The sequence below is a fragment of the Ruegeria sp. AF2 genome, from assembly GCF_056542025.1.
This window is the reverse complement of sequence record NZ_JBQFZC010000004.1, coordinates 153,381-165,898: the sequence shown is the minus strand read 5'-3', so window position 1 is coordinate 165,898 and position 12,518 is coordinate 153,381. Positions and strand designations below refer to the sequence as shown.

The following is a 12,518-nucleotide window of genomic DNA, read 5'->3' as shown; positions in this document are numbered from 1 at the left end:
TATGCCCTTTGACTATGGTGGTTTAGCTGACAGGCCCTTTCGAAGTTCCATGCACCGCTGTCAGAACGACGAAGTCAAAACATACCATTGTCATTCTCGCTGTTTGCTGGAACTTCCTGAAGAACGTCCCAGTGTTCGACAACCTTGCCATCAGCATCCAGGCGAAAAATATCGATCCCTGCGTACTCGAGACCATCAGGCCAGATTTGATGGCAATGCAGAATAACGTGATCGCCTTCAGCAAACGCACGTTTGATGTCCACACGCTTTCCCGGGTATTCGGCGGCCATGCGCTCGAAATATTCGATAAAAGCTTGCTTGCCGTCGCCAACATGCGGGTTGTGCTGCGTATAGGTTTCCCCAACAAAGATATCTATGGCCTCGGCAGGTCGACACTCGTTGAACATCATTTCGTAGAAAGCGATGACGTTTTTCTTGTTAGTTTTGAGGTCCGGCATACTGATCTCCAAATCGACGTTTGTACCACCCAAAAATGTTGGCCCACGCAATTCCGGGGAGCAACCCGGCAAGAATCTCAATTACTAATCGACAAGAAGTTGCGAGCTTGATTTTGTGCTCCGACTATTTCGAGAGTTGGCCAATTACTCGGTGTCATCGAAGTCAATATGAATATGATTCCCATCAGGATCGGCCACGTGGATTTGGACCATCCGAGTCCCAGGGACTTCAGTTTTGCGATACTGGGTCTGACTCGAGATCAGTTTTTCTTCGAATGCGCTCAACCCCGTGGCTGAGAGCGCAAAATGCTCGAGCTTGAGCTTCACTTCGGAGCCAACGTTAGGTGTTCCTTCGTGACCCACAAGATGAACCACGGCGTCATCACCCGTATACAACCATGCTCCGGGAAACGGAAAATCGGGGCGGGCCCCGGGTTTCAAACCCAGGACATTTTCATACCAAGTAACCATCTCAGGCAACCTAGTCGTCACAATATTCACATGATCCAGCCGTTCAATTCTCATTAAAAACCCTCAAGCACAAGCTTACCTTTGGCTTTTCCGCTTTCGAGGATAGCATGCGCTTTCATTAAGTTTGTAGCATTGATCCTACCAAGTGTATCGGTCGCTGTGGATCTGATCTTTCCATTGTCTATCAAACCGCCGACCTGATTCAGGATTTCGCTTTGACGGTTCATATCTTCAGTCCCAAAAAGCGACCGAGTGTACATGAACTCCCAATGCAATGAGATCGATTTGGGTTTGAACGGCGCGATGTCGAAGGTTTCAGGATCATCGATCAACCCAAAGCGACCTTGAGGTGTCATCACCTCTCCAGCTTGGGAAGCATACAGCTGGGACTGGTTTGTTGAATAGATGAAATCCACGCTTTCGATACCTAGCGCCTCGAGTTGTGAGCCAAAAGGTTCCGCATGATTGATGACATGGTGTGCCCCAAGCTCTCGAACCCAGTCTTGTGTCTCGGGTCGGGACGCCGTCGCTATCACTGTCAATTCAGTGAGAGCCCGCGCCAATTGAATCGTGATTGACCCGACACCACCTGCGCCACCAATAACCAGCAACGTATTGGTTCCGCCGTAAACGGCATCTTGCACTCGCAAGCGGTCGAAAAGCATCTCAAAGGCAGTAAGCGTCGTTAGCGGCATCGCCGCAGCTGCCTTTGCAGGTATCGATTTTGGCGCAGCTCCGACGATACGTTCATCCACCAGATGAAACTCGGCATTGGTTCCCGGCCGGTTTATTGCCCCGGCGTACCAAACTGTATCTCCCGGACTGAAAGTCTCAACCGCTTCGCCAACGGCTTCGACGATCCCTACTGCGTCCCACCCTAGAATATCTGGTGCTGGACCTGCAGGAGCACGGTTTTGACGAATTTTCGTATCGACTGGGTTCACTGACACGGCCTGCACCTTCACCAACAAGTCGTGCCCTTTTGGCGTCGGTTTGTCGGCCTCGAAGTCGATTAAGGCGTCCGCCCGATCAATCGATCCTGTCTTAAGGTATCCCACGGCTTTCATAACGTGCTCCTTTGTCCGGTTCTTTATCAACCGATGACTGTCATCTCATTTAGCGTGAATTCTGCAACGGCGCCTTCTGTTGCTTCCAGGTAAGCCGCAAGGTGCTGAGCACCCATGTGGGTTTGCCAAAGCTCCCGGCTTTCCCAACTTTCGTAGAACACGAAATGAGCCGGATTGTCGTTGTCCTGATGCAAGTCGTAGTTAATGCAACCCTCTTCGGCACGGGTTATGTCGATGAGCTTCATAAGCTCAGCCTTTACGAGGTCGATCTTGTCGGGGTTGGCTTTGATGTTGGCGACGATTGTCAGCTTGGCCATTGGAATAGGTCCCTTGTGTTCTTGAGCGATGCGCTAGATTTACGCCGCAGTCATTTCGGGATAAACAGGGAAAGATCGAACATATAATCCGGAAATTCCGTTTAATGCTTTTAGACAATCTTCGCTTGTTTCTGACCATAGCCGAGAAAGGCAGTCTTGTGGCCGCGGCGCGCGAGACAGGGATGTCGAGCACGACAGTGTCCGAGCGGCTCGCGGCTCTGGAGGCACATTACGGCGTGGTTTTGTTCAACCGCACCACCCGTTCCATTAGCCTGACCGAAGAAGGTCGGACACTCGCTGATGGAGCAAGAAACGTTCTCAGTGAGGTTGCGGACCTGGACACACTTGTTCGGCACGGCGCCGAAACTCTGTCTGGTCCAATTCGCATAAGCGCGCCCATTGACTTGGGACGGAGCATTGTCTCCAAGGTTATTGCCGAATTCACCGAAAAGAACCCTGCCGTCTCAATCGAACTGTCCCTATCGGACGGTTATGTCGACCTCGTAGGCCAGGGTTTTGACCTCGCCGTTCGCTTCGGCAACATCACAGACAGCTCGCTCAGGTTGCGAAATCTGGGAAGCTACCAACGTTTCGTTTGTGCGTCCCCAAGTTACCTGGCCTCATTTGGAACGCCTGAAAAACCAGAAGATCTATTAAACCACAACTGCTTGATCATGAGGTTTGGCGACATGATCGACAACGTTTGGGAGTTTGGATCAGGACCAAATGCCCAGCGCGTATCGGTAAAGGGAAATCGAATAGTCAATGATGGTTCACTCATCCGCGATTGGGCGATTGCAGGCCATGGGATCGTATTGAAGTCCGAGCTGGATGTCGGCGACGATGTTCGATCTGGCAGACTTGTTTCTGTCTTGCGCGACTTCCTCCCACCGCCGAAACCTTTGCAAATGATGTTTCCACCGAGCCGGGCCCAACCACGTCGCATAACAGCCATAGCTGAGCATTTGCGTCGCAAATTTGGTGTGAGTTGAGGCCGCAGGGGAAGACACTAATCTGATGGCTGCTATGTCTGCTCAATGAATTTCAAAGTCGCATGTGCTAGCTCTGTGCCGGCATCTTCTTGAATGAAATGCCCGGCTTTTGGCACAACTGTATGATTTTGACCAACTGCCCCAGGGATCGACTTTTGGAACAGTTTGTCTACTCCCGCCATGACCCTGTCATCATCTCCAAAAACAGTCAGAAACGGAGTGTTGAGGGTCTTGAAGGTTTTCCATGCGGCTCGGTTGGCTTCTGAAGCTGGATTGTCGGGCGAGTCGGGCACCAACACTGGAAACTCTCGAGCGCCTGCCAGATAGCGCGCATCTGGGAACGGTGCGTTGTATGCTGCGACTTCTTCATCGGAAATCTTGGATGATGTGCCGCCGAATACAATGCGTCCCGAATTAAATTCAGGCACGGACTGCGAGTATTCCCGCCATGAAAGAAATGCCTCACTCAAGGGTGCGTCACCGGTGGGCAAGGCCGTGTTTGCCACAACTACGCGCGAGAACCGCTCGGGCATACTCGCAACCAACCGCAAGCCTATTAGACCGCCCCAGTCCTGGCAAACCAATGTGATGCCCGTCAGGTCAACTTTCCGCAACCACTCGGACATCCAGTCTACATGGCGTTGGTAAGTGTAATTGGATCGCTCTGTTGGTTTATCCGACCGTCCAAACCCAATCAGATCAGGAGCCAGAACTCGATGGCCCGCATCTTTGAATAACGGAATCATGTGCCTATACAGGAAGCACCAGGTTGGCTCTCCATGCATCAACAATACGGGCGGTGCATGTTCCGGTCCCTCGTCCAAATAGTGCACTCGGAGACGACCGCCTTCGGTATCATCCACATCAAGATAATTCGGGTCGAATGCGAAATCCGGCAACCCGTCAAACCAATGGTCCGGTGTACGAAGGAACTTCATTGTGAACTCTCCCAAAATACCCACGGTCTAGGCCAAGCAACTGTGATCGATAAACCTAAAACGGTCCAGTTCCAGCGTTTACCGACTTCAGGTTTGCAAGAGTTCGACGTATTTCTTCGCTCATATGCGGCAGAGGCCCTATTTCAGACGTCTTGAATCAGCTACTCCAACAATAAGTTTGGTCTCTAAAACCTTATTTTGTGAGTTTTTTGAGCTGAACCTAAGCACATCTGCGGGATCGCCGAGAAACTGCTCAGAAGAAGAGAGCAAGCCCGGACATTGAGACAACCAAGAAAAGTAGTGTCATGATTCCGCCTGAACGAACAAAATCGACCACCCGGTAGCCTGCTGGTCCCATGATCAACGCGTTCACCTGGTGTGTTGGGATCAGAAATGAGTTGGACGTTGAAATTGCCACAGTGAGAGCAAACACGGCCGGGTTACCGCCCGCCGATACGGCAATAGAAACTGCTAAGGGCACCAAAAGAACAGTAGCGCCTACATTGGACATCACCAGCGTGAATGCCGTTGCCAAAATGGCTATTCCTGCTTGCAGCGACCAGATTGGCCAACCCTTCAGGAGGGCCAACACATGCGCGGCAATCCAATCCGCAGTACCGGTGTTTTGAACTGCTTGGCCCAACGGGATCAGCGAAGCTAGTAAAAAGACTGTACTCCAACTTATCGACTCGTAGGCTTCGTCAATCGAGAGCACCCGGCTCAACACCATCCCAATAGCGCCGATCAACAGGCATAATGACAAGCGCAGATCGGAAAACAGAATTAGGCTCAACGCTATTAGGAAGAAGGCAAGCGCCCAGCCGACCTTGTGCGGCCGCAACTCTTCCTGGGGAAAGTCCGAGGTGACAACGACGAAATCCCTGTCTGACTTCAGTCGTGTCAGACGATCCCACTGCACGTGCACCACACACGTATCACCGGCCTGCAAAGGGACTTGTCCGATATGCGTTGCTGAATGATCTTCGGTTTCTACATGGCTCAGTGTTTCTTCGCCGCGCTGAATGGCCAAAAGAGACAAACCATGTGTCTGACGGAGGCGCAGATCAATCGGAGTTTGGCCGATCACTGAAGAACCGGGCGGAATAACAACCTCGGCCACCCCAGACTGCGTCGCGGCGAAATCATCCGCAAAGACATCTAGTTGGGGTAGGATCTCTAATCCGTAAGGCTCAGCGAACTGTTGCTCAACCACCCGACGCAGGCCAAGTACTGCAAGCCGCGCCGGGGCTTCGATCTTGGTATCAGCCATCGGCGCGATGACCTTGTGGCCACGATAGGACGTGCCAAGAATGTACATGTTATGGGCTACCATTAGATCCGCGAGCGTTTGCCCAATGATGATCGAGCCTTCCGGGACACGTATCTCGAACATATCAGCCCTTAGCCCATAGGTGTTTTCGACATAGGTCTGCATGGACCGCGCTGAGCTTGCGTCTTCCCCACGCTCCCGCTGCGCAGGGAGAACCCAACGACCAAAGAGCACAAAGTAAAGCACCCCAGTCAGCACCAGCATCACACCGATCGGCGTGACTGAAAACAGCCCAAATGTCTCCATTTGCTGGTCAGCAGGAAGGGATGAGTTTGCCGAAACAATCAGGTCATTCAACAGGATGAGGGGGGACGACCCGACCAATGTGATGGTACCACCCAGTATCGCGCAAAACCCCATGGGCATCAGCAACCTGCTCATCGGGATTTCCGTACGTGCTGAGATGCGGCTGACAACAGGCAGAAAAAGCGCAGCAGCTCCCACGTTCTGCATGAAGGAACTGATGACACCAACCGTTGTTGATATTATGGGGATTATCCGGGCCTCTGTCGTGCCACCATTCTTGAGGATCAAGGCCGCAACCTTTGACATAAGTCCAGTCTTATCAAGCCCCGCCCCAATTACCATAACTGCGATGATGGACATCACAGCGTTGGAGGAGAAACCTTCAAAGAGCTTAGATACATCGGCTAGATTACCCAGCCCAGGGAGATAGCTCAGTGCACCAAGCAGCACCATTACAAGAATTGCTGCGACATCAATCCGTATAATCTCGGTAACAAAAAGTAAGACGGTAAAAGACAATAAACTCAGTACGGCTATCATTTCGTACGTCAGTGCTGGTAATTCCATATCGTACTCCCAACCTAACGTTACCTGACTAGCAGCAAATACGAAGGACCAACTCCGCGCCGCAGATAAGGCCAATAGACATCGGGCCTGCTTACGCCGCTGTTTTCTCGGACGAGAAATCTGCTGAAACCTGGATTCTGCCAACCCAAAGAGAGGTAGATGACAAATTCATAAGCCTATCTAAGCATCACAATGCGAAATGAACTTTCACATTTTCTAAAATACACACATATGGATTTTCCGTATCGTTATCATTCATATTCAGTCAATTTTACTTGCCAAGTAGGGAACGCTCTGCGCGATGCCCTCACGACGGCTCAGCTCTGCATTGCTGTCCTCGCTTTTTAGGCCGTCCAGCACGATCCTGATCTTCTCTACTGCGGAATACTGTTGCGGGTCGCACCGCGAAAGGCTGCATTGAGCTGGAAGCGGCAGACTTCAAGCTTCACGTGAGCCACGATCATGGCATGAATCCAACTAAAATTTGCACTGTGCGGAATTATCTTTGGATGCCAAATTCAATGGGTGGCTGTTGCACCCTAGGCTTTGGTCCAAATACGCAATTCTTTAGACGAAATGCAAAGCTATTCGCACCCCTACAAACCGCTGTAGGTGCGCTCATAACGCTGCAATGCCGACATTGATTTCATTAAAAAATCTTGGAAGTTCGCCCATAACTCTGCGCGGTATTTGCGCATAAGTCTGCACGATTTGCCCATAAGTTTGCATGCTACATAGAACTCGTTGAACAAACAGGCTCTCAGGTTTATCTGCGATGCCCAAATGCAACTTACTCCCAATAACTAGCAGACGAGCGCCAAGTGTTTGCTTGGCCATCCCAAGCACTGGCGCTGACGCATGACGTGGGATTTATTCCGTCGCAATTGGATCCATGGACGTTTGCGAGGACAACGCGTTAACGCCCAAAATCAGCAACAGTCCAGCCTTGATTGAGCAAGGAATGAGCCTCCTCTTCTACCAGGAAGTGCGACATGCACTCCCCGTTTCGCAAAAAAGAGAGGCGGCGCTTGAACACGCAAGACCGGACTCATTCAGAACCCAATCGCGTTGTAGGTCTCCGTCGAGATCGACCTTCTCAACCGCACCCCAATCTAAGTCAAATTGAGCGTCGTTGAATTCCGCACAGGCTCGTGCCGCCAGATCAACCTTCGCCTGCAAACCGGGCGTAAGGCGCGATACATCAGCCGCGACATCTGGTGAGGTCCAAACAAGGCCCGAAGCAAGCACAATCCCGGCGACCAAACACTTCATCTGACGCGCTATTTGGAAAGCTGGTTGGCACAAGGTATCAATTGCACTGATCATATCGGTAGTCCCCATATTCCAGCCAGTTTGCCGAGCCTTCGTTAAAAATCAGAAACTCGGACCTGTCCTCCCCAAGCAGGGCCACGACAAATTCGGCTGGCGGCTCAGAATTTCCGAAGTAACTGTAAGCAGTCATGGCTCTGATCGACTCGCCGTTGACTGTTACTCGCGCGTCCCACTCTTCCCCCGAGTTGTCCAAAATTACGGGTTCGATCACGCGCTCTATCGCTCCGCCACCACAATAGACGATGCCTTCGGGGGGTTCGTAGTAGGACCGCTGGCTAGGATCTGAATCGCAGGCGGAACGAAGGGACCGAATTGCCGCGCTGGAACCTTTCAAGTCAAATATTCCGTAGCTGACATCTTGATCAATCATCGACAGGTTAACCGATGCATTGGCCGCAAGCTGGCCCAGTACAAAACCATAGTCCTCTTGACTATTGAAACTGACCTCGACGGGATAGTTATCAACGATCTGTACGGCAGCGTTTTCTGCGCCAACCTGAAATGCTCCAACTTCGGTGGCTCCGTTCTTCAAGAAACGAATGGAAAGCCCCTGCTTGTCCGTAATGTCCTGGCTGTCCTCATATCCAGCCGGAGCAAAGCGAATACGGTTACACTGAAGTTCCAGCGTCATGTTTCCGGTTTGAATAAATGCATTGGGAATAGGCCCAGAGTTGAACGACCACTCCGCTGATGCAGTGGTCGCCATAACCATCATTAGCGTCCCAGTGGAAATCGTTTTGAAACTCATTTTCTCTCTCCATGGTGTTACGGTTCGCACTGTCATTCAGCCTGAGATTCCGGCCAATTGCCCCGGCAACCAGGTCAGGAAACAGGTTCGCCGTATTCGTTTGCGCCTTCTTCCGAAGGGCGCGTCAACCACCAGATCATCAGAATGGACAGAACCAATTGAAGAATTGAGACAACAACAATACCGGTCACGCCCAGGACTGCCGCGGGTCCTCGTAATGCGTCAGGGTTCTCGGTCCCTTGCTCCAATACCGAAAAGAACGCCACGCCACCCAGCATAACAAAAAGCGTTGTAATGCTGAGCGCCATCGGCAGCAGCAAATACCAGCCAGGTCGTCCTGTATCATGCAGCCTTCGCCAACCGGCGGCCAGCATAGGTATGAGAACAGCCAGTTGAAAAACAGAGGACAGAACCCGAGATCCTTGCCCTGTCTCGGGGTTAGTCCCGAATAGGATCGTATCCAGCACAGCTAAAGCCGCACTCACGAGAACCACAAACAAGAAAAACCACCAGTATTCTGAGCGTATAGCCCGACCGGAAAACTGGAAGTATTTCGAGAAACACGTTTTAACGGCTTCACCAAATCCCATTTTTCAATCCTTTCTTAGTTTCTGTGCGGCCTCAGAACGCCTCGCGGACCCAAAAGCACGTCTTCGCCCTTCTGGGTTTTCCCGCCTTCTATTTTTGTTTGAACGCCAAAAACCTATCTTTCAAAAAGGTAGCGAAATTTACGCGCGGGAAAAATGTTGATTTATGAAAAATAAGATTCAAACATGCGATTTCGACTAAGCTTTATTTGACCCACGTTGTTATCGGCCCCGGCAATCAACTCGATATCGTTCCCCCGACCAATCCGTTGGCGACAAATCTTTGAGATAGGTAAGCACCGGATCGAGCTGTGCTCAATTGGCTGAGTAGAAGCGGACGCTTCAAAAAGGAGCATCCAATTTCACTAGATTCGATGGACCCTGATGGAGAAGAAAATGACCAAAAAGACAGTGATGATTGCAGGCACAACTTTGTTTGCATTGCTTGCGGCATGTGACGAAACGAGTACGTCTAGCGCGTCCGCCGAACCCACACCCGCTCAGCAGGCATGTTTGCGAGATGTGGCCAAAACCACGAACAATTCGCAAGTGGTTGTGCTCTCGTCCGCGTTTAGCGAAGCTGGAACACAAGTCACTGTCGGCGTTGGTGAGGATCGTGCTCCTTGGAATTGTATTGCTTACACGGATGGTGCGACAGCTGGTATCGAGTTCCTGGGCGACGAAGGCACATTGTAGTCTGTTTGCTGTGTATCTCGAAAGCACCAGTCGTGATCAAATTTGAATAACGGCAAGCTCAGACATTCAAACCTCGTAATAGGATTAGGCTCTAACATTCTCAATCATGCAAAGGTTGTAGAAAATGCCCGTAACCAACTCAGTTGTAATTGCGATCATTTGCACTTTTGTGGCCATTGTTTCGGTTCCAAAATACAGCATTGCACAAACCTGGGACATAGCATCACGGCACTCGGTCAACGGCGTAACGGTGTATGATACGGATGAGCTGTTAACTTTTGCCGGTCAGTTGGCCTTTGATCGGTCAGGGCGCATCACAGCGGTGGACGTCGCATCAACGATCACTCAGATCTACCGAGAAGACGGTTATTTTTTGGCTGAGGCCTGGCCCGGTCCTGATGGACAGAGCATAATTGTTAATGAAGGGCGCATTCAAACCATCGAAATTGAAGGTGTAGATACGCGTACATTCCAAACACTAGAGAAGATTTTTCAGCCCCTCACCACCTCCTATCCCATAACGCTGAAACGATTTGAGCGGGCAGTGATGCTGGCCGAGGACATACCTGACTTGGAATTGTCGACCGAACTTGATTACCCGGATCAGACTGGTGCTCGGCTGAGAGTATTGGGAGAGCCACTGCGAAAACAAGCCGGTAGTGCGACACTCGACAACCCTCCGCGTGAGCTTGGAGAAGCGCTTAGTTTTTATGTCGTACAAGAGTTTTATTCGACGCTGACCGTCGGAGATTTGCTGCGATTTGAGGGATCAGGCAATTACAATTGGGACAAAGACGATGAACACTCATTGTGGGGCGCTCTTACCTATCGCACGCCGCTGAACAGCAATGGTCTATACGGTGAGATTTTTTATGGGAACGTCAACGCAAAACGCGACATTTCAGGGGACTTTGCCAGAACAGATATTGACGGCGAGAACTTCACCGTTGCGATGGGTTATCCTGTGATCCGCGATGTTGCTCGTTATGGATACCTGCTTTTGGATTATCGCCTTTCAGAATCGGATTCTGTTAGCGGTGGCGTTCCATTGTCCAGTGACGCAAGTGTTGTTGGCCTTACCTATCTGTACGGGCAAAACTATCCAAAGGGACAAGCTCTGGAAGCGGGGCTAACCTTATCTTTTGGTGACAATGACAACGACACGACAGACGCGAGTTTTGACGACGGGGACTCTTCTTTCTGGCATCTACGAGGCGGCGTCGGATACGAAAGCCCACTTACGGGCTTGTCGCCCAACACAGCTTGGCGCACCGAGATCTGGGGGCAGTACACAACAGACCGGCTGCCCTCTGTTGAAGAGTACTTCCTTGGTGATCGTTACGCTTTGCGCGGATATCGGTTTGACGAAGTAGACGGTGATTCCGGGATTTCTGCGATATTCGAAATATCTCACTCCTACTTCCCCAGCTCTCAGAGCATTCATCGGCTAACGCCCTTTGCCTTTTTCGACGTGGGTTACATCTCGAACAATGACCCTGCGAGTTTTGAAGTTGATAATGCTACACTGGCATCCACAGGTCTGGGTTTGGACATCGAGTTCAAGCGAAACCTATTTCTGTCCGGATACGTCGGTGTCCCTTTGAGAGACGGCCCTTTAACCGAATCTGGCGATCCTGGCGCGTATCTTGCTCTGACAACAAGTTGGTGAGGATGTTATGAAACGGAACCGCATTGTTTTACTTACTGCAGCTTGTTTGATTGCAGAACTGGCCGCTACTCAGGTCGTTGCCCGCGGAAATCACTACGGGTGGTGCCGAGGCGTAGGGAACCCGCACCAGTCGAGCCAAGGATGCGGGCAGGCTGGTGGGCAAGGGGCAGGTAATCAAGTTACTGGCCCAACTCAGCCGGTGGCAAATCAGTTGCCGCCTAAGGGAACGCAGCAAACACCCACGTCCGTTACTGTTCCAGTCCTTGCTCCGGGCGCGGTTCCGAACGCAACTCCCGGTCAGGTTCCTATTGCGACACCAATAGCGGTTCCTGGTCAGGTTCCCACACCGATAGTAGCGCCGACGCTAACTCCGCCTTTGGCGCCAAACGCGACACCAAACCGGGTTCCGACAGCCGTTCCCAATCAAGTTCCACCATTGGCTACCGGTCCTACCGCGGTGCCGCCGCAAGTTCCGACTGCAACTCCTAATCAAGTTCCGATAGCTATCCCTGGCCAGGTTCCGCCTCAACCTACCGGCCCAACAGCGGTACCGCCACTTGTGCCAACCGCAACGCCAAACCAAATACCAGTCGCAGTTCCTGGTCAGGTCCCACCTCAGCCCACTGGACAAACTGCTGTGCCACCGCTCGTCCCGACTGCAACACCAAACCAGATTCCGGTCGCAGTGCCCGGCCGTGTTCCGCAACCCAGCGGTACTACGGCGACACCCCCGCTTGTCCCAACCGCAACCCCCAATCAGGTTCCCACGGCGGTTCCTGGCCAGGTTCCACAGTTGACACCGAAACCGACGGCAACTCACGTGGCCGTCCCAGGACATCCGAAACCTCAAGGCGTCGTGACAATCATGCGCCCCAAGCCGAGGCCGACAACCGGTAGTGTCCAGCAACCCAGCACAACACAAGTGACCCACCATTTAACCCACCAAAGTAATGCGAAGAAACACGATCACGTCGCATCAACACCTGGACGACATGACCCGCATGACCTACCGAGATTCCGCGACGCGGCAGCCAAGGAAGACTGGGAATGCGTAGCCAGCGGATTCGGACAGCGCCGGTATGATGCTGGGCGAGGCGTAT

12 protein-coding genes are annotated in these 12,518 nt (G+C 51.8%); 3 read left to right on the top strand and 9 right to left on the bottom strand.

Annotation, left to right across the window (positions count from 1 at the left end):
• Positions 1–74: 74 nt before the first annotated feature.
• The 4 genes from ACR0NM_RS14070 to ACR0NM_RS14055 all read right to left on the bottom strand — a co-directional run bounded on the left by ACR0NM_RS14070 (position 75) and on the right by ACR0NM_RS14055 (position 2,313).
• Positions 75–458 (bottom strand): nuclear transport factor 2 family protein, encoded by a 384-nt coding sequence (locus ACR0NM_RS14070; RefSeq protein ID WP_170776376.1) that lies wholly within the window; start codon positions 456–458, stop codon positions 75–77.
• 144 nt (positions 459–602) lie between these two features.
• Positions 603–983: a VOC family protein gene (locus ACR0NM_RS14065; RefSeq protein WP_480615281.1), complete on the bottom strand. Its 381-nt coding sequence runs from the start codon at positions 981–983 to the stop codon at positions 603–605.
• Positions 983–1,996, bottom strand: a complete 1,014-nt coding sequence (locus tag ACR0NM_RS14060; protein WP_480615279.1) for a zinc-binding alcohol dehydrogenase family protein — start codon at positions 1,994–1,996, stop codon at positions 983–985. Before ACR0NM_RS14060 ends, ACR0NM_RS14065 begins: the two co-directional genes overlap by 1 nt.
• A 26-nt stretch (positions 1,997–2,022) precedes the next feature.
• Positions 2,023–2,313: a putative quinol monooxygenase gene (locus ACR0NM_RS14055; protein ID WP_480615277.1), complete on the bottom strand. Its 291-nt coding sequence runs from the start codon at positions 2,311–2,313 to the stop codon at positions 2,023–2,025.
• A 104-nt stretch (positions 2,314–2,417) separates the two neighbouring features.
• Here ACR0NM_RS14055 and ACR0NM_RS14050 point away from each other — a divergent pair, with 104 nt between their 5' ends.
• Positions 2,418–3,305: a LysR family transcriptional regulator gene (locus ACR0NM_RS14050; protein WP_480615275.1), complete on the top strand. Its 888-nt coding sequence runs from the start codon at positions 2,418–2,420 to the stop codon at positions 3,303–3,305.
• Between the two features lie 32 nt (positions 3,306–3,337).
• Here ACR0NM_RS14050 and ACR0NM_RS14045 read toward each other — a convergent pair whose 3' ends face one another.
• The 5 genes from ACR0NM_RS14045 to ACR0NM_RS14025 form a co-directional block, all read right to left on the bottom strand.
• Positions 3,338–4,267, bottom strand: a complete 930-nt coding sequence (locus tag ACR0NM_RS14045; RefSeq protein WP_480615274.1) for a haloalkane dehalogenase — start codon at positions 4,265–4,267, stop codon at positions 3,338–3,340.
• 229 nt (positions 4,268–4,496) lie between these two features.
• A complete protein-coding gene (locus tag ACR0NM_RS14040) occupies positions 4,497–6,386 on the bottom strand; it encodes an SLC13 family permease (protein WP_480615272.1) in 1,890 nt (629 codons plus the stop codon).
• 618 nt (positions 6,387–7,004) lie between these two features.
• A complete protein-coding gene (locus tag ACR0NM_RS14035) occupies positions 7,005–7,223 on the bottom strand; it encodes a hypothetical protein (protein WP_480615270.1) in 219 nt (72 codons plus the stop codon).
• A gap of 472 nt (positions 7,224–7,695) precedes the next feature.
• Entirely contained in the window at positions 7,696–8,466 is a 771-nt protein-coding gene (locus tag ACR0NM_RS14030; RefSeq protein WP_480615268.1) for a hypothetical protein, read from the bottom strand.
• A 74-nt stretch (positions 8,467–8,540) separates the two neighbouring features.
• A complete protein-coding gene (locus ACR0NM_RS14025; protein WP_170515642.1) occupies positions 8,541–9,056 on the bottom strand; it encodes a DUF805 domain-containing protein in 516 nt (171 codons plus the stop codon).
• A 393-nt stretch (positions 9,057–9,449) separates the two neighbouring features.
• On the opposite strand from ACR0NM_RS14025, the gene ACR0NM_RS14020 reads away from it, so the two are divergent.
• Both ACR0NM_RS14020 and ACR0NM_RS14015 read left to right on the top strand, forming a co-directional pair.
• Complete coding sequence (locus tag ACR0NM_RS14020) at positions 9,450–9,749, top strand: hypothetical protein (protein WP_480615266.1); 300 nt, start codon at positions 9,450–9,452, stop codon at positions 9,747–9,749.
• Positions 9,750–9,918: 169 nt separating this feature from the next.
• Positions 9,919–11,418, top strand: a complete 1,500-nt coding sequence (locus ACR0NM_RS14015; protein ID WP_480615264.1) for a ShlB/FhaC/HecB family hemolysin secretion/activation protein — start codon at positions 9,919–9,921, stop codon at positions 11,416–11,418.
• The last annotated feature ends 1,100 nt before the right edge of the window (positions 11,419–12,518 follow it).